We start from the raw sequence: 25,329 nt of genomic DNA on the forward strand, positions 1-25,329 counted from the left end.
TGTACTTAATGTTAGTAAGTTTTTGGAAGCAAAGTAACATTTAAGCGCTGTATCTATAAAAAATTCAGCCCGCAAAGATATGAACTTTACGGGCTGATTCCTAATAAATTTTGATTTATTCTTTTTCTACTTGCATGTAGTTCAATTCAAGCGGCGTTCGGCGCCCGAATATCTTCACCATGACCTTAAGTTTCTTCTTCTCTTCGTTAACCTCTTCAATTACGCCACTAAAGCCGTTGAAAGGTCCGTCCATTACTTTAACGTTCTCGCCCACATAATATGGTACGTTCACGGTTTCGCCTTGCGCGGCCATCTCGTCAACTTTACCTAATATACGGTTAACCTCGCTCTGGCGCAGTGGAATGGCATTACCGGCCTTATCGCCCAGGAAACCAATTACACTGTTGATACCTTTTATCACGTGTTCTAACTCACCATCAAGCTGAGCTTCGATCATTACATAGCCGGGGAAGTAGTTACGCTCTTTGGCAATTTTTTTTCCATCGCGCATCTGGTAATATTTTTCTGTTGGTATTAGTACTTGTGGTATTAGATGAGAAATGCCTAAGCGGTTAACTTCGGCATCTAAGTATTGCTTAACCTTTTTCTCTTTTCCGCTAACGGCTCTTACCACATACCATTTTAACTGATCACTCATTCTTCGTTAACTAATTAAGCAAGTGAACTGTAAAACTGACGTAACACATAGCTGATGATCTGATCCATACCGAATATAACCATAGCGATGATCAGGGCAGCAACCAATACTAATACAGCGCTGCTTTGCAGTTCGCGCCAGGTTGGCCAGGTAACCTTTTCGGTTAACTCAATGTATGATTCTTTTAGATATTCAGTTACTGCAGACATGTGTTTGAATTACTTAAATGCACGGGAACAAGGATTCGAACCCTGATCAAAGGTTTTGGAGACCTCTATTCTACCGTTGAACTATTCCCGTGTATATGAAGAGATATGGTTTGAAATACCACGCAAATGGACTTTAACCTAAACTCTTGATGATGTTATTAAAACAAAGTACTTGATATGATATCAAGTACTTTGTTTTGAAATTAACCCTACCTTTTTGTTCCCTATCGGGAGATATTAGGGGGCTTATTTTAAGATTTCAGTTACCTGACCGGCACCTACTGTACGACCACCCTCACGGATAGCGAAACGTAAACCTTTTTCCATTGCGATAGCGTTGATTAAAGATACTGTGATAGTAACGTTATCACCAGGCATAACCATTTCTACGCCTTCTGCTAATGTAATTTCACCTGTTACGTCAGTGGTACGGAAGTAAAACTGAGGACGGTATTTGTTAAAGAATGGTGTGTGACGACCACCTTCTGCTTTTGATAATACGTAAACTTCGGCTTTGAAGTCAGTGTGTGGAGTTACTGAACCTGGTTTGCAAATAACCATACCACGACGGATGGCTTCTTTCTCAATACCACGTAACAATAAACCTACGTTATCACCAGCTTCACCTCTATCAAGGATCTTACGGAACATCTCAACACCAGTAACAACTGATTTTAAGTTTTCTGCACCCATACCCAAGATATCAACTTGCTCACCAGAGTTAATGATACCACGCTCAATACGACCGGTAGCAACAGTACCACGACCAGTGATCGAGAATACATCTTCAACAGGCATTAAGAATGGAAGATCAGTTAAACGTGGAGGAATTGGAATGTAGCTATCAACAGCATCCATCAATTCCATAATTTTTTCAACCCATTTTGGATCGTTGTTCAAACCACCTAAGGCAGAACCTTGGATAACCGGGATATCATCACCAGGGAAATCGTAGAATGATAATAATTCACGAACTTCCATTTCAACTAATTCCAATAATTCCGGATCATCAACCATGTCAACTTTGTTCATGAACACAACCAATGAAGGCACGCCTACCTGGCGGGCTAACAAAATGTGCTCACGAGTTTGTGGCATTGGACCGTCAGTTGCTGCAACCACAATGATTGCACCATCCATTTGAGCCGCACCAGTAACCATGTTCTTTACGTAATCCGCGTGACCAGGGCAGTCAACGTGTGCGTAGTGACGGTTAGCTGTAGAGTACTCAACGTGTGCTGTATTGATTGTAATACCACGTTCTTTTTCTTCAGGAGCAGAGTCAATTGAATCAAATGAACGAGCTTCTGAGAAACCTTTGTCAGATAATACTTTCGTAATAGCTGCGGTAAGGGTTGTTTTACCGTGGTCAACGTGACCGATAGTACCGATGTTTAAGTGCGGCTTACTGCGGTCAAACTTTTCTTTTGCCATGATTTATTAATTATTTGTAGGTTAATTTACTCTTTATTTATAACGCCTAAGGCGCTGAGCCAACGAAGGGATTTGAACCCTTGGCCTCTTCCTTACCAAGGAAGTGCTCTACCCCTGAGCTACGTCGGCTTAATCTTTTTGGTTATTGAGTTATTGTGTTATTAGCTGATGGATATAGAAACAACTTAATAATTCAATTACTTAATAACCCTCACTGAGCGGAAGACGAGGTTCGAACTCGCGACCTATAGCTTGGAAGGCTATCGCTCTACCAACTGAGCTACTTCCGCAATTTGTTTTAATGAGCGAATGAGTGAGTTAGTGAATATCCTGGATGAATTAAATTGCATTACTGCAATCACTCATTCACTCATTCATCAACTCACTCATTTCTCAAGTGTGGGGGGAGAAGGATTCGAACCTTCGTAGCCGAAGCAACGGATTTACAGTCCGTCCCATTTGACCGCTCTGGTATCCCCCCGGGTTCTTTGACTTCAAAGTCGCGGATGTTCGAATGTGGATTTACATCCTGACTTGAACATCCGAAATCGAAAATTCGAATTTCGAAATCTAAAACTGAGCCTCCTATCGGGATCGAACCAATGACCTACTGATTACAAGTCAGTTGCTCTACCAGCTGAGCTAAGGAGGCTTAATATTTTATCTTTTTAAAGAACCATTCCCTTTTGTTAAGTACCTCTCCGAAAGGGAATGCAAATGTACACATTTTTACTACCGTGCAAAATAAATTTACAAAAAAAATCAGCAGGTTTTTTGCCTGCTGATTTTTGTTTCTATATCATGCTGATTATCAATAATCATCCTCTTCAACCGATAGCGGATCTGCTTTTCTCGCTTCTTCGGTTATAGCACTTTGTTTCTGCTTATGCTTCTGAATTTGCTTACGCAGGCTTTCAATAGCCAGGTCGGTTCCCTCCTCAAAGGTTTTGCACTGGTGGCTTGCAAAAAGCATATTACCGGGTACAATTAATTTAATCTCTGTTATTTTGTTGGCTTCTTCGCCGGTATTCTCCAGTTTCAAGTAAACTTCTCCGCTAATAATGTTGTCGCTAAACTGCTCCAACTTATCTGCCTTTTTTTGTATAAAGTCTACTAATTTTTGATCTGCACTGAAATGAATTGCTTGAACAGTAATTTTCATTTGTTCCTCCTGTGTTAATTCGCCTTTGGATGGGCTTGTTTATAAATAGATTTAAGTCGTTCAACGGAGTTGTGGGTGTACACTTGCGTGGCGCTCAAACTGGCGTGGCCTAACAAGTCCTTAATGGCATTAAGGTCGGCCCCTTTGTTTAATAAGCTGGTTGCAAACGTATGCCGAAGCACATGCGGACTTTTCTTATCCTGGGTTGATATATAGTTTAAATATTTCTGCACAATCAAATAAATCATCTTGGCGTAAGCATCGGCTCCTTTATCTGTAACGATTAGTTTTAATGATTTGTTAGCAAAAATTTCACTTTTCTTTAACAGGAGGTATTCTTGCAGTAAGAGTTTGAGCTCTTTATTAAGGGGGATAATGCGTTGTTTATTTCTCTTACCCAGCACTTTAACCGTACCTTCATAGGTGTTTATATCAGCCTCGGTTATGCCCAGCAGTTCGGAAAGGCGCATGCCGGTTCCAAACAGCAGTTCAACGATCATTTTGTCGCGTCGGCCCTTAAAATCGGTGGTGAAGATTTCATTATTATCAAGCATACGCGAAAGCTTTTCTTCCTCGACCACTACTGGCAGATGTTTAGCTATTTTGGGCGTTTGGATGCGTGCCGTTGGCGTAGATGCTATATGATTGCCTTGCAGCAAAAACTTAAAGTACTTGCGCAGGGTAGCCACCTTACGGTTAATGGAACGGCTGGTAAGTTTTTGGTTCATCAGTTCCACCATCCAGTTACGAATGTGGTGATGTGTAATTTCGGACGGATGGCCGATAACTACTTCGGGATGATTAAGGAAAGTATAAAACTGAGCCAGATCAGACTCATAGGCAGCTACGGTATGCGGCGAGTACCGCTTTTCGTATTTAATGTATGCTATAAACTGCTCTAAAAACATAAAAACTATTTGCGCTATGCCGGGAGGGCAAAGTACAAATAGTTTTATTATATCAAAACAGGAACTTTAAATTATAAAGATTCCTCTTTATGCATATTTTGAATATAGATGGCGTGTTTGATTTCGTGACGACGAGCTACAGACTTCTTTTCGTAAGCCTGACGACTGCGTAATTCGCGTAAAACACCTGTTTTTTCAAATTTCTTTTTGAAACGTTTCAGCGCTTTATCTAATGATTCGCCGTCTTTTACATTAATAATGATCATATCCTTCTAAATACCTCCTTTCAGGGAGAGCAAAGGTAAGACAAAAGATTTAATTTTTAATTTCTTTTTTCAATATTGTTTATCAGCATTTTAAGGTGTTCAGGCTTAGCTATTTTTTATAAAAAAGCCCTCCCTCCCGGGGAGGGTTGGGAGGGCTTTTTTATTTAATTTCTACCACTGCTGTATTGTCTTCCGTATTACGGTCTACCAGTTTGTAAACAGGGTCAATACCGGCACGTACGGGCTTCTCTTTCATCATTACTTTAATGGTGTTCTTTTCGGAGGTCAGCTTTTGCCGTTGCAGGTATACCAGCTTTTCTTTGCCTTTTTGCATGGCAAATACACCTACATCAATATAATCATGCAGCGTGGTACGTTTTTCGTTGCCTGCTTTATCGGCGTAGTATTTTATAGATTGTATAGGGATGGTTACCTCATAGCCGTCTTTTACTTTTTTAGCGGTAGGTTCTACCACGCGGTTCTCAAACAGGGTAATTTTGCTAAACAGGTCATCTACCACATATTTCAAGCTGTCGGGCGTTACTTCTTTAAAATAGCCGGTCAGCACATCTGAGGTAGGGTATTTATCGCCATTGCCATAATTGGCGATGAGTTTGCGCAGGGCCTGGTTCACTTTATCTTCGCCGATATAATCTTGCAGGGCAAAATAAGCCAGTGTTCCTTTTTGGTAATGGATGTATTGCTGCTGATCGGTTTGGTCGAGCGGATTTTCAGCCTTACGTTCAGACGAACGCCCGCGCAGATACTGATCCAGCTCATACTTCAGGTAGCGGCGCAACTCCTCTACACTTAATGACTTTTTGAGCAACATAATAGCACTGTATTGTGCCAAACCTTCCGAAAACATTTGCCCGCCCACAGTATTGGCCTCACAAACCTGGTGTCCCCACCATTGGTGCCCCAACTCGTGTGCGGTTACGTAATAGCACATGTCCAGCTTCTCGGGCTGCTTGCGGAACAAAAAGCCTATGTTTTCTGAAAACGGCACCGTGTTAGGGAACGACTGCGCAAAGCCCCGGTATTTAGGAAATTCGATAATGCGCATTTGCCTGTACAAGTACGGACTAAAATTTTTATTATCATATTCTAACCCGTTCTTTAAAGCAGCCATCATGATGCCCAGATTAAAATTGTGCGGTTTATGGTAATATACTTCCAGGTTAACGCCTTTCCACTTTTCGCGTTTTACTTCAAAACGGCCCGAGGTTATGTTAAAGAAATTAAAGATCGGCTTATCCATCTGGTAATGAAAATAGGCACGGCCATTTTGCTTCCATTGTTTCTTTAGGTAACCGGGCGATATGGCAATCTGATCGGCCGAGGTGCTCAACGTCAAATCGAGCCCGGTGCGGCCACGCTGACCAAATAGGTTTAGCATGCGCCCTACACTATCGGTACGGGAAGGTAAGCCCTTTTGCTCTTTCAACCCGCGTTTTTTACGGTCGTCGGTATCGCCCAGTTCGTACTCGGTGCTATAGCCCAAGAATGGAAAAACATCGGTATTGTTGAAAAACGTACCGTTTTCTACATAACTGTAATTTGGGCCGCTGTTGGTAAACCCTTTAGGCAAGCGTGCACCCACCACATGCAGTAGCATCGAATCGCCGGGGAGTAAAGGTTTGCTGAGTTTATAAACTGTGAATTTAAATTTCGGATACATTTTAACCACCGTCATTGGTACCGAAAACTTTAACTCACTATACTTTAACATCGGGTCGTTAGGTTGTTGCACCAGTAATAGTGAAATAGGCACCCGCATCAAGTTTTTGTAGGTTACCATCGCATTTAAATCCATGCCCTCTTTTTCAGGGTAGATGTTAACAGAGCCAACTACATTCACCACGCTTGGCTGTAATGCCTTTTCATATTTGGCTTTCAGCTGCTTCTCATAGCTTACCTGCAAATCTTTCTGCTCTTCGGGGTTGCTGTACTCATTCCATACGTTGGCATTTTGATAGTAGTAGAAGCCCGAAGCAACGGCCACAACCAAACAAGCCGCCATAAACACCGCCTGTGCGCGGCCGAAACGCTGACGCATACTGGTTAAGCGTTCTCTAAATCCGGTAGAGGTTCCGCGCTGGTAGAGTAATATAGCCAGTGTAAGCAGTATACCGCCAATGGCTATCCAAAAACATTTAAGCACCAGATATTTATCCATTGATGCTGCAAAGCCGTTCATATCCGAATACTGCCCTACGCCGCCGCTGTTGGGGATGAGCAGGTTGTAAAAGATCTTCATTTGCCCGGCAAACAAAATGTAGATGTAAAACAAGATGGACACCGCATAACCCACAAATTTATTGTTGAACAAGCTTTGCAAAAAGAAGGTCATGGCGGTATAGATCAGCATAGGAATATACACCTGGAAGAACAGTATCTTGATGTATACACCCAGCTCAATAAAAGTAAATCCTTTAGCCAACTGAATAATGATACCTACTGGAATCATGAAAGCCAGGTAAACCAGCAACATACCGGCCATAGCCAAAAACTTGCTGACTATGGGCGCCGCATAGCCTACCGGCAATGAGTCAAATATCTGGCTGAAGCGGACTTCCTTTTCGCGCCATATGAGTTCGCCCGAGTAAAATAGCACCATAATGCTGATGATAAGCACCACCTCATCGGCTATAAAACTGGCAATGAGCGAGGAAACAGGATAAAGCTCTTGTCCGTAATAACTGGACGCGAAGTTGGCATCGATACCTATTAATATGATACCTACTAAGCCAATGCCTATAAAAGGTATAGAACGGACCACCTCTTTAAAGTAAAGGCGCGTAAGCACATTAATTTGGCTTAGCCAGGTACCAGCCGAGTAACTTGGTTTAACAAAGGGAACCGGGCTATTATCGGCCGCAACTACTTTATTACTTTGGAAGAAGCGCTTTTTAAATAAACCGGTATACACTGCCCTGAATTTGAATACGGCAAACGTTATTGCGAAAAACAAGAAACCCACACCAATCCAAAGCAAGCGGTTTAACAGCAGCACTCCGCTGAAAGGCACCTGCAAAACATTACGTTCGGCTACGGTCCAGTACCGGGTAAGCGCCGATATACTGTACGACCCGAAAGGATCAAAAAGGGCGGCCTTTTTCAAGTTCTCTACATCGCCCACCAAGGTTTCAACCACAATGTAGATAGCCAGTAATATAATGGCCTGTAAATACACAAACAGCATTTTGCGGGTAAGCGCACCTATGGCAAAAAACAGGCACGAGAAAACGAACATGTTAAATACGATGAGGATGAGCCAGGGCCGGGCAAATTGCATGAGCGTGATGGGCAAAAACTTAGTGGCATCGTTCCAGGGCATGTGAGCACCGAGCCATCCGCCCCACATAAAACCCGAGCTGATGAAGAGCAGCACCACGAACGAGCCTAAAAAGCGCCCTAATAAGTAACTGGTTTTGTTAATATTGGTGGTAAACACCAGCGATTCCATCTTATGTTCAAAATCGCGCAGAATGGGCACGCCCATTACCGCCGAGGCAAAAAACAAGCCGGGCAGCAAGCTCAGTATGCCCGCAATATTGAACAACACCACCGAAGCATTTTGCTTGATCTTGCCAATGTCGCCGCCCACCGTTATACCATCCCAGCACATAACAGAAAAGGCCAGCAAGAACCATATTACAAAATAAATATACGTGGCCGGCCTGTTGAGCCGGTATTTGATCTCAAATTTAAAAACTTCCCAAAGCATAATGGCGGCAGATTAAAGGGTGGCTAATTCTTGTTGACGGCCAAATATGTAAGAGAAATAAACATCCTCCAGGTCGGGCACAATTTGCTCAAAGCCTTCTTCGGGCTGTTGCGGTGCATAAACATGCAACGTGGGTTTGCCGGCAATTAATTTATCTGATATTACGTTTAAGCGTTCTTTGTAAGCAGCAGCCTCACCCCTTTCCACACGCTTGCTCCAAATCTGCCCTTTCAGTGTTTCTAAAGATTGCAGCGGGTTCCCTTGCATCAGTACCTCGCCCTTATTAATAATAGCCATATCGGTGCATAGCTCCTTTACATCTTCCACAATATGGGTGGAAAGGATCACAATGGTTTCGTCGCTTAATTCGCCCAGTAAATTTAAGAAACGGTTACGCTCGGCAGGGTCTAAGCCCGCGGTGGGCTCATCTACAATAATAAGCGTAGGGTTAGAAAGTAAAGCCTGGGCTATACCAAAACGCTGTTTCATACCACCCGAATAACCCGACAGATGCTTTTTCCTATCATTATACAAATTGGTTTTATGTAATAGTGAAGTAACCAGTTCCTTACGCTCTTTGCTATTGCTGATGCCTTTGAGCACGGCGAGGTGGTTCAACAGATCATCGGCAGATATTTTAGGATAAACTCCAAACTCCTGCGGCAGGTAGCCAAGCGTTCTACGTACGGCTTCTTTTTGTTTCAGCACATCGATTGGCCCCAAGGTAATACTGCCTGAATCGGGCTCTTGCAGGGTGGATATGGTGCGCATCAGGCTCGATTTACCGGCACCGTTTGGCCCCAGCAACCCAAACATGCCCGAGTTAATAGTAAGACTGATGTTTTTGAGCGCCTGAACGCCGTTATCGTACGTTTTGGAAAGGGATTGAATAACTAACTGCATAATGAAAGGTTGTTTTTGAGCAATTTAAGCAATAGAAAAAGATAAAGCGACTGGTTTAACAGTTTTAACATTTCCCTATATCTACATGGAGTACGTAAAGCAGTAATTGTTACAGAAAAGCCGGTTAACTACTAAAAAAATGATGTCGTAGAGCTTCCATTAAATGATTACCCAAGGAAATATCAGCAACAAAAAAAGGCCGCGTACTTAACACCGACCTTTTAAATTTCTTAAAGCCCTCCCTCCCGGGGAGGGTTGGGAGGGGCTTCTTAATACTCCGCCAGCACTACCACCTTATCGGCAAAGTGCTTAATTTTTTCTTTACCGTTTAAAAAGTTTAGGCCTACCACAAAGGTAAAGCCGGCTATAATTCCGCCCATTTCTATGATCAAATCGCTGGCTGCAGTAACGGTGCCCCCTGTGGCCAGCAAATCATCGTGCACTAAAATATGCTGGCCCGGCTTAAAGGCATCGGTATGTACTTCAATAGTAGCCGTTCCATATTCTAACTCATATTCTTTTTGCTTAACGCTAAAGGGAAGCTTGCCTGCTTTGCGTACCGGCACAAATGGCACCCCTAATTTACCGGCCAGTTGCAGGCCAAATAAAAAGCCACGACTTTCTATTCCTGCTACGGCATCAATTTTAAGGCCTTGTACCCGTGCTACAAAATTATCGACGATAGCCTCGCATAAAGATGGGTCTTTTAATATAGGGGTAATATCTTTAAATACAATTCCGGGTTTAGGAAAATCAGGTATATCGCGGATGGCGCTTTTGATCTGCAGGTCAATCATGGCAGTAAAGATAATGTCTGAACCGGAATTTATAGAATTAAAGAACGGACAGAATTTTTGTCCCATTCAAATAAGATGAAATCGGTATTATATCAATTCTGACAATTCAATCAATTCTTTAAATTCCGGTTCGGACAATTTGCACATCAAAAAAATTTTATCTTTGACGCGCTATGAGTAAAAATACCGACGAACTGTTTAAAAATGTGATTGCCCATGCCAAAGAGTATGGTTTTGTGTTTCCATCCAGCGAGATATACGACGGCCTGAGCGCTGTGTACGACTACGGCCAGAACGGTGCCGAGCTAAAGAACAACATCAAAGCCTACTGGTGGAAGAGCATGGTGCAGTTGAACGACAATATTGTGGGTATTGACTCGGCTATTTTTATGCACCCTAAAATTTGGGAAGCCAGTGGCCACGTAGGTGGCTTTAGCGACCCGATGATCGACAATAAGGATTCGAAAAAACGCTATCGTGCCGACCAATTGCTGGAAGACAAGATAGACCGTTATGATAAAGACGGCAAAACCGATAAAGCCGAGCAACTGCAATTGGAGTTGGATAATGCCATGAAAGCCGATGATTTGAACCGCTTGCGCGATCTGATCATTGAACATGAAATTGCCTGCCCTGTAAGCGGTACCCGCAACTGGACCGAAGTGCGCCAGTTTAACCTTATGTTTAGCACTCAAATGGGCGCCATTGCCGATGATGCCGATAAGGTTTACCTGCGCCCCGAAACTGCACAGGGTATATTTGTAAATTACCTGAACGTGCAGAAATCAGGCCGGATGAAGATACCGTTTGGTATTGCCCAAATTGGTAAGGCTTTCCGTAATGAGGTAATTGCCCGCCAGTTCATTATCCGTATGCGCGAATTTGAGCAAATGGAAATGCAGTTTTTTGTACGCCCGGGAACGCAAAAAGAATGGTTTGAAAAATGGAAAGCCGCCCGTTTAAACTGGCACTTAGCTTTAGGCACAGCTGCCGAAAAATACCGTTACCACGAGCATACCAAACTGGCACATTACGCCGATGCTGCCTACGATATTGAATTTGAATTTCCATTCGGCTTTAAAGAGGTAGAAGGTATCCATAGCCGTACCGACTTCGACCTGAGCCAGCATCAACAATTCTCAGGTAAAAAAATGCAATACTTTGACCCTGAGGTTGACCCTGAAACCGGCAAGCCTTTTGGTAACTACATCCCTTACGTTATCGAAACCTCGATAGGTTTAGACCGTATGTTCCTGCTTACCTTATTAAATGCTTACGAGGAAGAAGACCTGAGCACCGAAGAAAAGCAGGACAGCCGTACCGTGTTACGCCTGCACCCTTGCCTGGCCCCGGTTAAAGCCGCTATTTTCCCGCTTACCAAAAAAGATGGTTTGCCCGAAAAAGCCCGCGAAATTATGGACAGCCTAAAACTGGATTTCAACATTCAGTACGAAGAAAAAGATGCTATTGGCAAGCGCTACCGCCGTCAGGATGCAATTGGTACACCTTTCTGTATCACGGTAGATCATCAAACTTTAGAGGATAATACAGTAACCATCCGTCACCGCGACACCATGGCGCAAGAACGCGTAGCGGCCGACCAGTTAAATAAGATCATTGGCGATCTGGTGAGTTGGAGAAATGTGTTAAAATAAGATTAACAGGTTATCATCATATTGAAAGTCAGGCCAAAAGTCTGGCTTTTTCTATGTTGCCTGTAGCGTTATGCTGTGCAATATCGTTAGGTTTACCAAAACAGCAAAACGCTATGAAACCTTGGTATTTTCTTATTTTATTACTTTATATGTTAACGGCTTGCAGAAAAGACCGTACCAAGCCGGTAACTGGCAATGACTGCCGTAGTTCCTGTTATATATTGGCAGGCACCATCATTGATACGCCGGGCAAATTTGGGTTGGCCGGGGTTGAACTGGAACTACGCAGTACATATAGCGGATATACCTTTCACAATCCGCTGAACATACTGGCTAAAACTGTTACCGATAATAATGGCAAATACCGGTTCTCGGTACCGTCGGGATCAGTGGACCTAAACAGGAACTACTTATCGGTAGTGCTAAAAAAAACGACCTATTTTTACCGGACACCCGATGAAAAATTAGGCTTGTATGATACTAAGTTTAAGCCCGACAGTGCAATTACCGTTAATGCAGCCATGTTCAGGCAGGCTACAATGGATATTAAACTGGAAATTAGCCGGCCTTTTGCACCTAACACTTTTAGCTTTTATTATGATTATGGAAGCAAAACGGCACATGGTTACAACGTAAATCCAGAAGATGCAGGCAAGCTTTATAACGTAACTACAGCCGGCGACATGAAAACCATCATATTTTGGGATATTGATAAAGTGCGTTACAAAGATTCGCTAACAGTACCGGCCGGGCAAAAAGGAACTTATACTATTAAGTTTTAATTTATTATAGCAGCAAACATTAGCGGGAATATTGCATTAATTCACTATGCAAACTAAGCAATACCCCTTTTACTTACAAGCTACCGTTGTACTGTTTGGACTGATACTCACGGTATACGTAATGGCTCAACTGGCCGATATATTGATACCTCTGGCATTCGCAGCTTTTTTTGCAGTGCTACTTAACCGGTTATGTAACCGGCTGGAAAGGCTAAAATTACCTAAAATAGTGGCCATCAGCGTCACGTTATTTATTGCGACCGCAGTTGTTGCCGGCATATTTTTCTTCTTATCATCACAAATTGTATCTTTTGGCGATACCATACCCACATTAAAAGCCAAGTTCGGGCAAATCATCAATGACCTGAAGAACTTTGTGCACCAGCATTTTGGCATCAATGCCCAAAAACAGGTACAATACATTAACGATGCGATGAATAGCGGCAAAAAGCTGGTTGGTAAAACGCTGAATACCGTGTTGGGTACTTTAAGCCTTATATTTTTAATACCGGTTTACATATTTTTAATGCTGCTATACAAAAGACTTATTGTAAATTTTGTATTCGAGGTATTTTCTGAAGAAAACTCGGCCAGGGTTGCCGAAATTTTAGAGGAAACCAAAGCGGCCATACAAAGCTATATTGTAGGCTTGCTTACCGAGACCGCCATTGTAGCCGTCATGAACTCGGCAGCCCTTCTATTACTGGGTGTTCCATATGCTATATTAATTGGTGTTATAGGTGCTTTGCTAAACCTGCTGCCTTATATAGGCGGGCTGGTGGCTATAGCCCTGCCGGTATTAATGGCCACAATATCGCACGATGGTTACACAACCCAGCTGGGTGTAATTGGCGCTTATTTGTTTATCCAGTTTATTGATAATAATATATTAGTGCCGCGCATCGTATCATCTAAAGTGCAAATTAATGCGTTGATATCAATTATAGGCGTGTTACTGGGTAACCAGTTGTGGGGCATATCGGGCATGTTTTTATCTATACCTTTCATAGCAGTGCTAAAAATTGTTTTTGACCGTATAGATGGCTTGAAACCTTGGGGTAAGATACTTGGCGATAATATACCTACTCGCAGTATAGGCCACATATGGAAACTACGCAGTGAGCGTAAAGCAGCCGAAAAAGAAGTTAAGGTTACTACTACTTAAATTTAAGCACTACCGTTTTTCCTGATATGCTTTCGAGCAGAGGCTTGAAAATGGTCTGTGCATTTTCGCGTGCTTTGTTCAGGATATTCATTTCGTTAGCATTCTCCAACAGTCGTTTTTCGGCCAGTTTGTAAATGTCTTCCACCATAGCCTTGGTAGTGCTGGGCAATATAACGCCGCTAACATCATAAACCTTCGATTTTTGATGATCGAGCTTGGTATAGCAAATTTCGGGCTGAGGTAAGATCACCGTAATGCGGTTTTCCGAACTGTCGCGGCTAATGTCTTGCTTGCGTACGCGGGTAAGGTCAATACAAGCGGTGACCTCTCCTACTGCAACAAACAGCACGCGTTCGTCGGGCAACAGGGTGTGGATCTGCTTTTTTTCAATCACATCCTTCATACTGTACTTTACCAGTTCAAGCTTACCCATACTGGTAATTTTCTCCACCATTACATCTTCCTTTACCTCGGTGCGCACGGTAGAAAACTGGTGCTTCATGTAAAAGAACAGAAAAACCAAGAAACCAACGGTAACAAGGGAAATGATAAGACTTAAAGAGGTACGCGAACGGGACATGATATGTAATTCTTGTTGATAGTATGCATTATATTAAACCGCCTGTGCGAGCGATAGTGTAGTAAGTACAGCTTGTAAATATTGTCAGTCTGAGCTTGTCGAAGACCAATACACATTTATAAGTATTCGACAAACTCAGACTGACAGATCATTTATAAATTCCACTGCTAAGGGTAGTTTATGTTGGCCTACCTTATAATTACAACAAAAGAGCAAATATCACTACCTGCTCTTTTATTTATTGAATTGGCACTGCCATTCCTAACTATACAAAGGCATCTTACAGAGACCCCTTCAGCAGGAATGGCAGATTTTTATTTTATTAAATACCGTAGGTTACGTTCAGGGTAAAGGGAACGCTCAGGGCTTTAGAGATAATGCAATTCTTTTTGGCGTCTTCGGCTACAGCTTTAAACTGCTCTTCGCTTACACCGTCAATGGTGCTGGCTTTAAGTTCCAGGTGAATGCCGGTAATGCTCAGGGCGGCCATGTCCAGGTCTAATACAGCGGCAGTGTCTAAATTGCCGGGAGTAAAACCTTGCTGAGTTAAGGCAGCGCCTACAGCCATGGTAAAGCAGCCTGCGTGCGCAGCAGCTATCAGTTCTTCGGGGTTAGTACCCACACCCGATTCGAAACGGGTTTTGAAAGAATATTGAGTTTTGTTTAAGGTGGTACTCTGTGTGGTTAATTCGCCTTTACCATCTTTTAAAGTTCCGTTCCAGTGTGCTGTTGCTGTACGTTTCATGTTTTAGAGTTAAATGTATTTAAGGTTGAAATTAGTTGCTATTTGGTTAACGCCATTGTGCACGCTCATATTGTGCAGGCCAGGTAATCTCTTGCCCTAATTCATGCGCAGCCCTCAAAGCAAAATGCGGATCGCGCAGCATTTCGCGGGCCAGCAACACTAAATCGGCCTGTCCGCTGGTTACAATTTCGTTGGCCTGTTGCGGTTCGGTAATCAAACCAACCGCACCTGTCAAAATACCGGTTTCCTTTTTTATCCGTTCAGCAAATTCTACCTGATAGCCGGGTTTATTCGGAATATTGGCTTTTGGCACATTACCACCCGATGAGCAGTCTATCAAATCTACACCTTTTTGTTTTAAAATGGCCGACAGCTTTACCGAATCTTCAATGGTCCAGCCACCTTCGGTCCAGTCGGTAGAAGAGATGCGCACCAGCAACGGATAACCGGCCGGCCAAACCTCTTTTACTACATCCGTTACTTCTAACAATAAGCGTATACGGTTCTCAAACGAGCCGCCATATTCGTCGGTACGCTGGTTACTAAGCGGCGAATAAAACTGGTGAAACAGGTAGCCATGAGCGCCATGTATTTCGGCCACTTTGAAACCGGCTTCTACCGAACGCAGGGTTGCTGCTTTAAAATCGGCTTTCACTTTTTCAATGCCGGCTTTGTCTAACTCAATGGGAGCTTCTTCGCCATCGGTGAAAGGCAATGCGCTGGGCCCAAAAGTTTCCCAACCTTTTTCATGAGTAGATGCTATTTGCTTACCACCTAACCAAGGTTTATCATGGCTGGCTTTACGGCCGGCATGCGCCAGCTGTATACCGGCTATGGCGCCTTGCTGCTCTATAAAAGTGGTAATTTGTTTAAGCTTGGCTACGTGCTCATCTTTCCATATCCCTAAATCAGCATAAGTGATACGGCCCTCTGGCGATACGGCTGCTGCTTCACTAATAATCAATGCCGAGCCGCCTGTGGCAAAAGCACCCAGATGCACCAAGTGCCAGTCGTTAGCAAAACCATCTTCACTGCTGTACTGGCACATGGGCGATACCGTGATGCGGTTTTTTAGTGTTATATCTTTTATTGTCAAGGGAGAAAAAAGCGTTGTCATATAGTCTCAAATGTATGTGCATTAACCTCGCTAAACAACATCGGTTTGGTTATTTGTACAATACCTGATAATTATATGATATTTACCCTGAACATTTACACGAGCTTTACAGTTGAGCTATCATGAGCATAAATTCTAACTATATTAACCTGGAAGTAGCCGATGGCAGCACTATGCTGGCCTATACCGCTTCGCCAGAAAATATAACTGCCGAAACGCCGGCCATTATTGTATTGCAGGAAGCTTTTGGTGTAAACGGCCACATCCGCAAAGTGGCCGAACGCTTTGCTGCAGAAGGTTACTTAGCCATTGCACCCGAACTTTTCCACCGCACGGCACCAGAGAGAACCGAAATCAGCTACACTGATTTCCCTTCGGCCATGCCGCATATGCAGGCTTTAACGGTTGATGGATTAACGCTTGATGTGCAGGCTGCCTACCAATGGCTTACTCAACAGCCGGTTAGCAAGGAAAATATTTTTAGTGTAGGCTATTGCCTGGGTGGCAGGGTATCATTTTTAGCTAATGCCGTAGTACCGCTTAAAGCTGCGGCATCTTATTACGGTGGCGGCTTAGATGAATTAGCTACACAAGCACCCAATCTTCATGGCCGGCATTTATTTTTTTGGGGAGGCAAAGACCAGCACATTAAGCCCGAAAACATCAACACCATTATACAAGCCGTGGAAGATGCCGGCAAGGATTATGTGAACGTTAAGTTCTCTTATGCCGACCATGGCTTTAACTGTGATGAGCGTGCCAGCTACAATGAAACGGCTTCTAAAGAAGCATGGGCTTTGACCATGGCTTTTCTGAAATAAGCCCCTCCCAAACCCTCCCCGGGAGGGAGGGCTTAAAAGTTTATTCAAAAGTCTTCTCCTCCCGGGGGGAGATTTAGAGGGGGTTATATTGAGTACTTACACCACATTAATTGTCCTGAGCGGACTGGTCATATTTTCGTACCTGTTCGATTTAATTGCGGGTAAAACCAAGATACCTTCGGTACTGCTGCTGCTGTTTTTAGGAGTTGGTATTAAACAGGTAGTGGAGTATTTTCACATTGCCATATTCGATGTATCTACCATACTGCCTACACTGGGTACGCTGGGGCTAATCCTTATTGTATTAGAAGGAGCCCTAGAGCTTAAATACACGCCCGCTAAAAACTCAGTTATTAAGCGTTCCTTTTTTTCGGCACTGGTCATTTTACTCTGTACCACCTTTTGCATTTCATGGCTATTGTGGCAGTTGAGCGGTGCCGATTATTACCGCTGCTTTGCCAACGCCATCCCCTTTTGTGTGGTAAGTTCGGCCATTGCCATACCGTCGGCCTCCACTATTGATAAGCATAAGAAGGAGTTTATTATTTACGAGTCGTCGTTTTCGGATATCCTCACGGTTATACTGTTCAATTTTATTTTGAACAATAAGCACATTAATGTGGGCTCGTTTGCCAAGCTGAGTGCCGAGTTGTTTACCATACTGGCTTTTGCTTTGGGGGCCTGCCTGTTGCTGCTTTACTTGATAGGACGTATAACGCATCACGTTAAATTCTTCCTTATTATAGCGCTCCTGATCCTGGTTTATGCCATAGGGCAGTCGTATCACCTCTCGTCGCTTATTATTGTGCTGGCACTGGGTTTATTCCTCAATAACGCCGATCAAATTAAGCTGCCCTGGTTTCGTAAATATTTTATTTACCACGGCCTAAACTTAGACCTAAAACAACTCTTACAACTATCGGCCGAAAGCGCTTTCCTGATGCGTACATTCTTCTTTATCATATTCGGCTTCACCATGAATATTGAGCAATTGCAAAAATGGTCGGTGTTAATTGTAGGCGGGTTAATTTTGTTAGCCATTTACCTCATCCGTTTTGTTTACATTAAAGCAGTATCTAAAACCGACTTAATGCCCGAACTGGTTATTGTCCCGCGCGGATTAATTAGCGTGCTGCTCTATTACAACCTGCCGCCAGCATTACGCCTACCCGGTGTAGAAACCAGTTTGCTATTCGTTGTTATTTTAGCCACCAGTATTATTATGAGTATTGGATTGTTCTTTTATAACCGCCGAAGCAACGGTAAAGAATTTGAAAACGTGTAAGAATTATTGCGAAAAAAAATGTCATTTCGAATGATAAGAAGAAATCCTGTTACGCCTTGCATCATTTAAAAACAGGGCTAAACAAAATCTCTCACTATCGTTCGAGATGACATTAAAGGTTATTTTAAACCCTCTTACAGCGGTTCTTACTTAGACCACAAATTATTTTTAGGGGTGGCATCTACAAATATGCCACCGTCAAGTGTAATATCCTTTACCTCTTTACCAGCTTTTAGTTTCACCGCTATTTGCTTCTGATCTTTTTCCCAAACTGCAGGGGTTTGATGAAAAGTACCGGTAGTACCATCGGCATAGGTAACGTTTACGTTAAACGGAACAGCAAAGCCACCAGTGTTTTTGATGTTTAAGGTATAATTGCTACCCGAGTTTTCAACCTTTGTCAACTCCAGATCAATGTATGATGGGGTGTAAAACCAGTTATTGAAAAACCAGTTCAAATCTTTACCCGAGCCACTGTTCATCGAGTTAAAATAATCCCATGGAATAGGGTGTTTACCATTCCAGTTGTCCATGTAGGTATGCAAGGCTTTTATGAACAGTTCGTCGCCTAAAAGATCTTTCAGCGCCAGGTAGCTTAATGATGGCTTGCCGTAAGAGTTATTACCCGCACCATAAGTTACCTCGGGCGATGGTGTAATGATAGGCATTTCGCGGTCGTGCGATGATTTGATCCATCCGTTAACCCTAAACTGCTTGTAAAATTCATCAGCCGCTTTTTGTCCTTTTTCTTCAATACCAATAAGGTACTCGAAGGTAGTAGCCCAACCTTCATCCATAAAGGCATAACGGCTTTCGTTTATACCCATGTAAAACGGAAAATAGGTATGCGCTTGTTCGTGATCTTGCACTAACTGTGCAAAGCCTAAATTTTCTTCATGGCTATCGTTGATCATCATTGGGTATTCCATATCGGCAAAACCCTGGAAAGCGGTCGATTTTTCGAAAGGATAAGGTACGCCCGGCCATTTGGTAGAGAAGTAACGTAAAGAGTTACGGCCAAACTGCACCGAGTGATGAAAATCCTGAGAAGCATCGGGGTATGCGGCCTGCATGCTCACACGGCGATTAGTTTTATCATCTACCACTACACTTGCCGCATCCCAGTTATAATGATTGCTCACGCCCACGGTCATGTCGCTAATATTGGCAGCGGTCCAGGTCCAGGTATTGGTAGCATTTTGTGCAGTGATGCTGTTATTGGCCAGGTCTTGCGGCGTGGCAATATTCACGGTCGAATCGCTGGTCATGGATGCCTCCAGTTTTTTGGCAGCCTCAGGTTGCAGCACGGCCGATGGATTACGCAAGGTACCGGTAGACCATACGATGTAGTTTTTAGGTACGGTAACGTTCAGCGTATAATCGTTAAAGTCGTTATAAAACTCTAAACCACCGGTATGCGGCTGCGTATCCCAGCCTTTGTAATCGTCATAAACCGATACCCTTGGGTAGAAATAGGCTAAAAAGAAGGTGGTCGGATCAATGATTCCGTCGCGGCCCGGGCTTTTGGAAAGCTGGTAATGCCACTTGATGTTCAGCTTTACCGAATCGTGCGGCATCAGCGGTTTGGCCAGCGTAATCAATTGATTAGTGGTGGTAGCCGTGGCGTTATCCCAAGCTATTTTAGCGCCGTTGGCCTGAATGTCATCAACCTGTATAGCATCTTCTTTTTTACCGTTACGGCCCGCAGCATGCACGTTGGCAATCAATTTCATGTTCAGGTTAGGCAAAGCATCGGGGCTGTTGTTTACATAAACAATTTCCTCCACGCCATTAATAAGATTGTTTGGCGGAGCCATGCTCACCGAAATGGTATACCGTGCACGGTTTTGCCAATATTTTTTACCCGGCTTGCCGTTACCGGCGCGGGTGCCTTTTTGAAATGCAGCCTGCACTTCGGGCGGCATGGTAAGGGTTTGTGCGCCGGCCTGCAAAGCGAAAATGCCTAGGCAGGCCGAGAATAATATGGATTTGAACATTAGCTTATTGTTAAGCTGCGAATATAAAAAACAATAGCTTTAGGCTGTAATAAGCCTGCAATTAGTATTTACCCATTGTGCATTTTCTGCTTCTGTTACGCTGTATTTTTACAAGTGCCATCAATTCAAGCGTGAGGCCTAGCCCGGTCATAAATCCTTTAACAAAATCGGGCATCAGAAAGTGCTTACTAATTATAGGCATGGTAGTAGTCATGAGTAAACCGGCAATCAGCAAGATCAAAGCCGGTTTTGGAATAGTGTTGAGTTTCATTTTTATTTGAGTTGATTAGAAATATTTTCGAGTCGTTGCCGCATAGTATTTAATTTGTCCTGATCCTTTTTGAAAGAGCGCGGGCGCACCACAAACCACATTATGGCCATATAAACCAAAAACGCGCTATAAACACCTCCCATCCATAACCAGTGCTTAACCAAAGGCTCGTACATATAGAGCATCCAGCCAACCAGGCAAAGCACAACAATAACCACCATGGTTTTTTTGTAATAATAAACCTGGTTTTGACGGGTTATCTCAATAAAAGCTACAAAATCAAGATTGCTGCAATCATCTAACCGGTAAAAACGTTTAAGCGAACGGGCGTTTGTTGCCGCTATCAGCACACCCGATAAGGCCATTAATAAGCCCCCTATATAGGTGCTTATATATTCAGTATGCCCGGTAAAAAGCGCGCTAACCAAAAAAGCGGAAAGCGATAATGACGATATAATCATCAGCCACTTGTTCCGCAGTTTTTGGCCACGAAATTTCCTGATCATTTGCAACATCTCCTGCGATGAAGGCAAAGCATCTGTTTTTGCAGTGTGCCATATGGCTTTCAAATCATCTAAATTGTCCATATGCTTTAAATTTTTGAGCCAGTTTTTCTTTAACGCGATGCACCTTTACCCTTACATTACCACTGCTCAATCCTACCACTTCGGCAATTTGCGCCTGGGGCAAGCCTTCCAGTTCGAGCGATATGATGATGCGCTCGGTTTCTTCCAGTTCGGCAATGCATCGGTACAAAAAAGCCAATTTCTCCTCGGGCGATTCCTCCACCGTTTCGGCTATATCAAAAGGCAGTTCGGCAGCGGGCATACGTTTGGCTACCTCTATGGCGCGTAAACAATGGTTGGTAGCTATCCTAAATATCCAGGTGCTCACCTGCGCCTGGTTACGAAAGCCATCCAGATTTTTCCATACTGATATAAAAGTTTCCTGCACCAGATCTTTAGCCTGATCGGCATCATTGGTATAGCCCAAACACACCCTGAATATTTGGGGCGCATAACGGTTATATAAATCTTCAAAATGGGTCATGCCGGCAGTGCAGGTATGTATTTGTTTTATGCCGGTTTAGATACGGGGGATTGTGGAATGTTACAGGTTAATCAAGAATGTTTTTTGAGAAATCTTAGTGATATATAAATTTGCTATTCACGACTTTTAGCCCGATCAGGCCTTGCAAATAACTCAACAAAAATTAGCGATGTTGTTCTTCTAATTGCAGTAATACCGCCTTAAATTCTTTAGGAGCAGTAACATTGACTCACTGGCTAATATGAAGTTTGTTCAATGGCAACTTACAGATATTGATTCAGTTATGGCTATCAAATTTCCTTCGTGTTAGATTTTTATTTTCCGTTAAGATTAATTGTAAATTTTTCGGAAAATACAACTTTGTTCGCTGTGGTTGGAGATTCACCATAAGTAAGTTTTAAACGGAAAGGCTCTTTGTCTCCAACGTAATCTGCAGGTATAGCGTTTACACGATACTCGTGATTTGACACCTTGGCCGATATTTTTTGAAGTACCGCGGCTTGCTGTGGTGCAGTAGATATGATGTCAAGAACAATCTCCTGCCACCTACCGTCAATATACGATTCAAGGCTTGCGTAGTAATAAACAACTTTAGGGCTTGATACTGTATACTTAATACTATTTCCCTTTGCAAATACAGGTCCGTTTAATAGCTTAATTGAAACAGGCTGTGCTTTACACGAAGAAAATATTAACGTTATAAATAAAAATATAAGAACTTTAAAAGAAGCTCTATTTATCGCTTTGTCCATATGTGCTTGTATTGTTATCTTTATAATCAACCATGAATGCCACTTTTGTAAATGATTGACGTGCCTTAATCAGCATATCGAAAACCATAGAACTGGTTTCTATACATCCGTGCGAATAACCTTTGTGCGAATCGTGCAAGTAAAAATTATTTCGTCCAAAAGTTTGAGTACTTCTATCGGCAAACAACCTTGCCCGCGTATTTCCCCAACCCGGATAAATGATTGATTGGCCCTTACTGTTAAGGGTAAATGCAGGGATTTTTTCTATACCGCCTGCCGAACTGGGCACAAGAGCACCTGAAGCCTTGTCACTTTTTGCTATCCGTGCCGGATTAGGTAATAAAAAAATCCAATACTTTCCTTCAGGTACCGGACCTTTGTCTTTTGTTTGAACAAAGCTGGAATTTTGAAACTTTGGCAATCCTGAAGAAGCTTTATATTTGGCAACAGGAGAACCCGACTGGCCGTAAGCCCCACTAAAACAATAAACAAATTGACCATCATACTTAAACCAAATAGAGGCATTATCCTGAAACAGATCCTCCATGCCGTAAGAATGAGGGTTCGTACCTAAAATAGCATTTAAGTTACGGCTCTCTAAATCGGTCAATTCTTCCATAAAATTTGATTTAAGTAACTGGTGGTATGTATTATATAACTTATATCAAAGTATAATGTTTGCAGAAAATCCCTTCTAATCAGGCTTAAGTTTATTCCTTGCTATGCACTATTTCCTACAGCTCATTACGCCAGCATATGTTAACATTGCATTCTTTCCACACCTTATTATAGCGAAAAAGAAGCTTCTGATCATTGCTTTCTAATTCACTAAATCACTATTTCGCTCCTTCACTCATTAGCTAAACTTCCTATCTTCGCCATATGGCAACTAACCAGGCTAAACACCTTATTGAAATCCTTACCGCTGAGCTGAAACAGCATAATTACAATTATTATGTGCTGGCCCAGCCCACCATAAACGATTTTGATTTTGACCATAAGCTTAAACAACTGGCCGAACTGGAAAAGCAGCACCCCGAGCTGTCCGACCCTGATTCGCCCACGCAAAAGGTTGGCGGTGAGGTAACCAAGGAGTTTAAAACGGTTAGGCACCGCTGGCCCATGCTCTCGTTAGGCAATACCTACAACGAACAGGAACTGCTTGATTTTGACCAGCGCGTGCGCAAAGCCATGGGCGATAATTTTGAGTACGTGGTTGAACTTAAATTTGACGGGCTGAGCATGAGCCTTACCTACGAACAAGGTAAGCTGGCACGCGCCGTAACCCGCGGCAATGGTGTTGAGGGCGATGACGTGACCACCAACGTACGCACCATACATACCATCCCCAAAAAACTGCTGCCGGGAAGTAATTACCCCGACCTATTCGAGATACGCGGCGAGGTATTTATGCACCGCAAAGCGTTTGAACGGCTGAACAACGAACGTATTGAAGCCGGTGAGGTGGCTTATGCCAACCCACGCAACTTTGCCTCGGGCACCATGAAACTGCAAGATTCGGCAGAGGTGGCCCGGCGTCCGCTGGATTGCTTTTTGTATGGTTTGTATATGGACAAGTCGCCGTTTAAAACGCACTGGGAAAGTTTGCAGGCCGTAAAAAGCTGGGGTTTCCAGGTAAGCGAGCACAGTAAGCTGTGTGCAGGTATTACCGAAGTGCTGGAGTTTATCAAATACTGGGATGAGGAACGCTTTAACCTGAGCTTTGATATTGATGGCATTGTGCTTAAAGTGAACAGTTACGCCCAGCAAGACGAGCTGGGCTTTACCGCTAAAGTGCCGCGCTGGGCTATTTCCTATAAATTTAAAGCCGAACGGGTGGAAACCGTGCTGCAAAGCGTAGCCTACAACGTAGGCCGCACGGGTGCCGTTACCCCGGTAGCCAATTTGAAACCGGTACTGCTGGCAGGCACTACGGTTAAACGAGCCACCCTGCATAACGCTAACGAGATACTTCGTTTGGATTTGCACGAAGGCGATTCGGTTTATGTAGAAAAAGGCGGCGAGATCATCCCCAAAATTATCAGCGTAAACCCCGATAAGCGTGTAGCCGGTGCGCAGCCAATTGCCTATTTAACCAACTGCCCGGTATGCGGTACAGCCTTGGAACGCAAGGAAGGCGAGGCAGCTTTCTATTGCCCTAACGATGAAGGCTGTCCGCCGCAAATTGTGAGCCGTATGCAGCACTTTGTAGGCCGCCGGGCTATGGATATTGACGGATTGGGCGATGAAACCATTGAAACCCTATACCAGAAAGGATTCCTGAAACACCTCAGCGATATATATGAACTACATACCCATGCCAATGAGTTGAAGCAAATGGACCGCTTTGGCGAGCGCAGTATTGCTAACATGTTAGCGGGGATAGAAAAATCGAAAGAAAAACCTTTTGAAAAGGTATTGTTTGGTTTGGGCATCCGTTACGTGGGTGAAACCGTGGCCCGCAAACTGGTAGCTCATTTTAAAACGCTCGAAAACATGCAGGCGGCTACGGTAGAAGAATTAACTGCTGTTGAAGAAATTGGCGAACGCATAGCCCAAAGCCTGGCCGAGTATATGAGCGGCGAAGTGCACCGGGCCGAACTTCAAAAGTTAAAAGCACAGGGATTACAATTTAAAGCTGAAATAAAAGAGATTACGTTAGCGAGCGACAAGCTTGAAGGAAAAACTTTCATAATATCGGGCGTATTTGAAAAGTACTCGCGCGATGAACTCAAGGAAATGATAGAGCAAAATGGAGGCAAAATTTTAAGCAGTATATCGGCCAAGTTGAATTACCTGGTAGCGGGCGACAATATGGGCCCGGCCAAATTAGAGAAAGCCAACAAACTCAACGTACCCATCATTACCGACGAAGAACTTTTAAAGATGCTATCATAGCATTATTAAAAGTTCTTCATTTTCATATTTCCGAAATCTTAAAGGTGCTCACGCTATCTTTTTTAGCTCACTTGTGGGCGAACTATGTCGCTAATTTAGCAATCTAATTAAATGAGGAAATATGAAGTTTTTTGAAGAGTACAT

The 25,329-nt window shown here is 43.3% G+C and carries 24 protein-coding genes and 5 tRNA genes; 6 read left to right on the plus strand and 23 right to left on the minus strand.

Features of this window, described 5'->3' with window-relative positions; all coding sequences use genetic code 11:
- Positions 1 to 115: 115 nt before the first annotated feature.
- From nusG to IEV61_RS02370, 14 genes are all read right to left on the minus strand, one after another.
- On the minus strand, positions 116 to 658 hold the full coding sequence (gene nusG / locus IEV61_RS02305; RefSeq protein WP_188413406.1) for a transcription termination/antitermination protein NusG: 543 nt from the start codon (positions 656 to 658) through the stop codon (positions 116 to 118).
- A gap of 14 nt (positions 659 to 672) precedes the next feature.
- Entirely contained in the window at positions 673 to 867 is a 195-nt protein-coding gene (gene secE, locus IEV61_RS02310) for a preprotein translocase subunit SecE (RefSeq protein ID WP_188413407.1), read from the minus strand.
- A 20-nt stretch (positions 868 to 887) separates the two neighbouring features.
- A tRNA-Trp gene (locus IEV61_RS02315) sits at positions 888 to 958 on the minus strand.
- 155 nt (positions 959 to 1,113) lie between these two features.
- A complete protein-coding gene (gene tuf, locus IEV61_RS02320; RefSeq protein ID WP_188413408.1) occupies positions 1,114 to 2,301 on the minus strand; it encodes an elongation factor Tu in 1,188 nt (395 codons plus the stop codon).
- A 57-nt stretch (positions 2,302 to 2,358) separates the two neighbouring features.
- Positions 2,359 to 2,430 (minus strand) — tRNA-Thr (locus IEV61_RS02325).
- An 88-nt stretch (positions 2,431 to 2,518) separates the two neighbouring features.
- Positions 2,519 to 2,591 (minus strand) — tRNA-Gly (locus IEV61_RS02330).
- A 110-nt stretch (positions 2,592 to 2,701) separates the two neighbouring features.
- Positions 2,702 to 2,782: transfer RNA gene (locus tag IEV61_RS02335), tRNA-Tyr, on the minus strand.
- A 98-nt stretch (positions 2,783 to 2,880) separates the two neighbouring features.
- Positions 2,881 to 2,953 (minus strand) — tRNA-Thr (locus IEV61_RS02340).
- Positions 2,954 to 3,112: 159 nt separating this feature from the next.
- Positions 3,113 to 3,463 carry a ribosome hibernation-promoting factor, HPF/YfiA family gene (gene hpf, locus IEV61_RS02345; RefSeq protein ID WP_188413409.1) on the minus strand — a complete coding sequence of 117 codons (351 nt, stop codon included), beginning with the start codon at positions 3,461 to 3,463 and terminating at the stop codon, positions 3,113 to 3,115.
- Between the two features lie 14 nt (positions 3,464 to 3,477).
- Positions 3,478 to 4,371, minus strand: a complete 894-nt coding sequence (locus IEV61_RS02350) for a tyrosine-type recombinase/integrase (protein ID WP_188413410.1) — start codon at positions 4,369 to 4,371, stop codon at positions 3,478 to 3,480.
- A 71-nt stretch (positions 4,372 to 4,442) separates the two neighbouring features.
- A complete protein-coding gene (gene rpsU, locus IEV61_RS02355) occupies positions 4,443 to 4,637 on the minus strand; it encodes a 30S ribosomal protein S21 (RefSeq protein ID WP_188413411.1) in 195 nt (64 codons plus the stop codon).
- Between the two features lie 160 nt (positions 4,638 to 4,797).
- Positions 4,798 to 8,367 carry an ABC transporter permease/M1 family aminopeptidase gene (locus tag IEV61_RS02360; protein WP_188413413.1) on the minus strand — a complete coding sequence of 1,190 codons (3,570 nt, stop codon included), beginning with the start codon at positions 8,365 to 8,367 and terminating at the stop codon, positions 4,798 to 4,800.
- Positions 8,368 to 8,379: 12 nt separating this feature from the next.
- A complete protein-coding gene (locus IEV61_RS02365) occupies positions 8,380 to 9,270 on the minus strand; it encodes an ABC transporter ATP-binding protein (protein WP_188413415.1) in 891 nt (296 codons plus the stop codon).
- A gap of 269 nt (positions 9,271 to 9,539) precedes the next feature.
- Positions 9,540 to 10,067, minus strand: a complete 528-nt coding sequence (locus IEV61_RS02370; protein WP_188414411.1) for an adenine phosphoribosyltransferase — start codon at positions 10,065 to 10,067, stop codon at positions 9,540 to 9,542.
- A gap of 173 nt (positions 10,068 to 10,240) precedes the next feature.
- Here IEV61_RS02370 and IEV61_RS02375 point away from each other — a divergent pair, with 173 nt between their 5' ends.
- The 3 genes from IEV61_RS02375 (at position 10,241) to IEV61_RS02385 (ending at position 13,669) form a co-directional block, all read left to right on the plus strand.
- Positions 10,241 to 11,722 (plus strand): glycine--tRNA ligase, encoded by a 1,482-nt coding sequence (locus tag IEV61_RS02375; protein WP_188413417.1) that lies wholly within the window; start codon positions 10,241 to 10,243, stop codon positions 11,720 to 11,722.
- Between the two features lie 113 nt (positions 11,723 to 11,835).
- Complete coding sequence (locus tag IEV61_RS02380) at positions 11,836 to 12,504, plus strand: hypothetical protein (protein ID WP_188413419.1); 669 nt, start codon at positions 11,836 to 11,838, stop codon at positions 12,502 to 12,504.
- A 46-nt stretch (positions 12,505 to 12,550) separates the two neighbouring features.
- Positions 12,551 to 13,669 carry an AI-2E family transporter gene (locus IEV61_RS02385; protein ID WP_188413421.1) on the plus strand — a complete coding sequence of 373 codons (1,119 nt, stop codon included), beginning with the start codon at positions 12,551 to 12,553 and terminating at the stop codon, positions 13,667 to 13,669.
- Here the strand turns inward: IEV61_RS02385 and IEV61_RS02390 are convergent.
- The 3 genes from IEV61_RS02390 to IEV61_RS02400 all read right to left on the minus strand — a co-directional run bounded on the left by IEV61_RS02390 (position 13,662) and on the right by IEV61_RS02400 (position 16,090).
- Positions 13,662 to 14,249, minus strand: coding sequence for a DUF4230 domain-containing protein (locus tag IEV61_RS02390; protein WP_188413423.1), 588 nt, complete (start codon positions 14,247 to 14,249; stop codon positions 13,662 to 13,664). The genes IEV61_RS02385 and IEV61_RS02390 overlap by 8 nt on opposite strands.
- A gap of 322 nt (positions 14,250 to 14,571) precedes the next feature.
- On the minus strand, positions 14,572 to 14,994 hold the full coding sequence (locus IEV61_RS02395; protein ID WP_188413425.1) for an OsmC family peroxiredoxin: 423 nt from the start codon (positions 14,992 to 14,994) through the stop codon (positions 14,572 to 14,574).
- 46 nt (positions 14,995 to 15,040) lie between these two features.
- On the minus strand, positions 15,041 to 16,090 hold the full coding sequence (locus tag IEV61_RS02400) for an NADH:flavin oxidoreductase/NADH oxidase (RefSeq protein ID WP_229747006.1): 1,050 nt from the start codon (positions 16,088 to 16,090) through the stop codon (positions 15,041 to 15,043).
- Between the two features lie 143 nt (positions 16,091 to 16,233).
- Here IEV61_RS02400 and IEV61_RS02405 point away from each other — a divergent pair, with 143 nt between their 5' ends.
- Together IEV61_RS02405 and IEV61_RS02410 are read left to right on the plus strand one after the other, a co-directional pair.
- Positions 16,234 to 16,932: a dienelactone hydrolase family protein gene (locus IEV61_RS02405; RefSeq protein WP_188413429.1), complete on the plus strand. Its 699-nt coding sequence runs from the start codon at positions 16,234 to 16,236 to the stop codon at positions 16,930 to 16,932.
- 88 nt (positions 16,933 to 17,020) lie between these two features.
- The gene (locus IEV61_RS02410) at positions 17,021 to 18,217 is read left to right on the plus strand and encodes a cation:proton antiporter domain-containing protein (RefSeq protein WP_188413431.1); all 1,197 of its coding nucleotides are present in this window, start codon (positions 17,021 to 17,023) and stop codon (positions 18,215 to 18,217) included.
- A gap of 146 nt (positions 18,218 to 18,363) precedes the next feature.
- Here the strand turns inward: IEV61_RS02410 and IEV61_RS02415 are convergent, their stop codons facing one another.
- From IEV61_RS02415 to IEV61_RS02440, 6 genes are all read right to left on the minus strand, one after another.
- Positions 18,364 to 20,214: a M1 family metallopeptidase gene (locus IEV61_RS02415; protein WP_188413433.1), complete on the minus strand. Its 1,851-nt coding sequence runs from the start codon at positions 20,212 to 20,214 to the stop codon at positions 18,364 to 18,366.
- A 61-nt stretch (positions 20,215 to 20,275) separates the two neighbouring features.
- Positions 20,276 to 20,485 (minus strand): hypothetical protein, encoded by a 210-nt coding sequence (locus IEV61_RS02420; RefSeq protein ID WP_188413435.1) that lies wholly within the window; start codon positions 20,483 to 20,485, stop codon positions 20,276 to 20,278.
- Between the two features lie 2 nt (positions 20,486 to 20,487).
- The gene (locus tag IEV61_RS02425; RefSeq protein ID WP_188413438.1) at positions 20,488 to 21,072 is read right to left on the minus strand and encodes a hypothetical protein; all 585 of its coding nucleotides are present in this window, start codon (positions 21,070 to 21,072) and stop codon (positions 20,488 to 20,490) included.
- Positions 21,056 to 21,535 (minus strand): RNA polymerase sigma factor, encoded by a 480-nt coding sequence (locus tag IEV61_RS02430; RefSeq protein WP_188413440.1) that lies wholly within the window; start codon positions 21,533 to 21,535, stop codon positions 21,056 to 21,058. Before IEV61_RS02430 ends, IEV61_RS02425 begins: the two co-directional genes overlap by 17 nt.
- Before the next feature lie 314 nt (positions 21,536 to 21,849).
- Positions 21,850 to 22,287: a hypothetical protein gene (locus IEV61_RS02435; RefSeq protein ID WP_188413442.1), complete on the minus strand. Its 438-nt coding sequence runs from the start codon at positions 22,285 to 22,287 to the stop codon at positions 21,850 to 21,852.
- On the minus strand, positions 22,268 to 22,906 hold the full coding sequence (locus IEV61_RS02440; protein ID WP_188413444.1) for a tlde1 domain-containing protein: 639 nt from the start codon (positions 22,904 to 22,906) through the stop codon (positions 22,268 to 22,270). Before IEV61_RS02440 ends, IEV61_RS02435 begins: the two co-directional genes overlap by 20 nt.
- A gap of 263 nt (positions 22,907 to 23,169) precedes the next feature.
- On the opposite strand from IEV61_RS02440, the gene ligA reads away from it, so the two are divergent.
- Complete coding sequence (ligA, locus tag IEV61_RS02445) at positions 23,170 to 25,185, plus strand: NAD-dependent DNA ligase LigA (protein WP_188413446.1); 2,016 nt, start codon at positions 23,170 to 23,172, stop codon at positions 25,183 to 25,185.
- The last annotated feature ends 144 nt before the right edge of the window (positions 25,186 to 25,329 follow it).

This window comes from Mucilaginibacter galii (assembly GCF_014635825.1).
Lineage (GTDB): Bacteria > Bacteroidota > Bacteroidia > Sphingobacteriales > Sphingobacteriaceae > Mucilaginibacter > Mucilaginibacter galii.

What these genes read in the sequence shown, in the direction of transcription:
- IEV61_RS02430 (WP_188413440.1), bottom strand. Translation starts at nt 21,535, where the DNA reads ATGACCCATTTTGAAGATTTATATAACCGTTATGCGCCCCAAATATTC.
- IEV61_RS02420 (WP_188413435.1), bottom strand. Translation starts at nt 20,485, where the DNA reads ATGAAACTCAACACTATTCCAAAACCGGCTTTGATCTTGCTGATTGCC.
- IEV61_RS02405 (WP_188413429.1), top strand. Translation starts at nt 16,234, where the DNA reads ATGAGCATAAATTCTAACTATATTAACCTGGAAGTAGCCGATGGCAGC.
- IEV61_RS02365 (WP_188413415.1), bottom strand. Translation starts at nt 9,270, where the DNA reads ATGCAGTTAGTTATTCAATCCCTTTCCAAAACGTACGATAACGGCGTT.
- secE (WP_188413407.1), bottom strand. Translation starts at nt 867, where the DNA reads ATGTCTGCAGTAACTGAATATCTAAAAGAATCATACATTGAGTTAACC.
- rpsU (WP_188413411.1), bottom strand. Translation starts at nt 4,637, where the DNA reads ATGATCATTATTAATGTAAAAGACGGCGAATCATTAGATAAAGCGCTG.
- IEV61_RS02435 (WP_188413442.1), bottom strand. Translation starts at nt 22,287, where the DNA reads ATGGACAAAGCGATAAATAGAGCTTCTTTTAAAGTTCTTATATTTTTA.
- IEV61_RS02415 (WP_188413433.1), bottom strand. Translation starts at nt 20,214, where the DNA reads ATGTTCAAATCCATATTATTCTCGGCCTGCCTAGGCATTTTCGCTTTG.
- IEV61_RS02380 (WP_188413419.1), top strand. Translation starts at nt 11,836, where the DNA reads ATGAAACCTTGGTATTTTCTTATTTTATTACTTTATATGTTAACGGCT.
- nusG (WP_188413406.1), bottom strand. Translation starts at nt 658, where the DNA reads ATGAGTGATCAGTTAAAATGGTATGTGGTAAGAGCCGTTAGCGGAAAA.
- IEV61_RS02395 (WP_188413425.1), bottom strand. Translation starts at nt 14,994, where the DNA reads ATGAAACGTACAGCAACAGCACACTGGAACGGAACTTTAAAAGATGGT.
- IEV61_RS02375 (WP_188413417.1), top strand. Translation starts at nt 10,241, where the DNA reads ATGAGTAAAAATACCGACGAACTGTTTAAAAATGTGATTGCCCATGCC.
- IEV61_RS02425 (WP_188413438.1), bottom strand. Translation starts at nt 21,072, where the DNA reads ATGGACAATTTAGATGATTTGAAAGCCATATGGCACACTGCAAAAACA.
- IEV61_RS02390 (WP_188413423.1), bottom strand. Translation starts at nt 14,249, where the DNA reads ATGTCCCGTTCGCGTACCTCTTTAAGTCTTATCATTTCCCTTGTTACC.
- ligA (WP_188413446.1), top strand. Translation starts at nt 23,170, where the DNA reads ATGGCAACTAACCAGGCTAAACACCTTATTGAAATCCTTACCGCTGAG.
- hpf (WP_188413409.1), bottom strand. Translation starts at nt 3,463, where the DNA reads ATGAAAATTACTGTTCAAGCAATTCATTTCAGTGCAGATCAAAAATTA.
- IEV61_RS02440 (WP_188413444.1), bottom strand. Translation starts at nt 22,906, where the DNA reads ATGGAAGAATTGACCGATTTAGAGAGCCGTAACTTAAATGCTATTTTA.
- IEV61_RS02370 (WP_188414411.1), bottom strand. Translation starts at nt 10,067, where the DNA reads ATGATTGACCTGCAGATCAAAAGCGCCATCCGCGATATACCTGATTTT.
- tuf (WP_188413408.1), bottom strand. Translation starts at nt 2,301, where the DNA reads ATGGCAAAAGAAAAGTTTGACCGCAGTAAGCCGCACTTAAACATCGGT.
- IEV61_RS02360 (WP_188413413.1), bottom strand. Translation starts at nt 8,367, where the DNA reads ATGCTTTGGGAAGTTTTTAAATTTGAGATCAAATACCGGCTCAACAGG.
- IEV61_RS02385 (WP_188413421.1), top strand. Translation starts at nt 12,551, where the DNA reads ATGCAAACTAAGCAATACCCCTTTTACTTACAAGCTACCGTTGTACTG.
- IEV61_RS02350 (WP_188413410.1), bottom strand. Translation starts at nt 4,371, where the DNA reads ATGTTTTTAGAGCAGTTTATAGCATACATTAAATACGAAAAGCGGTAC.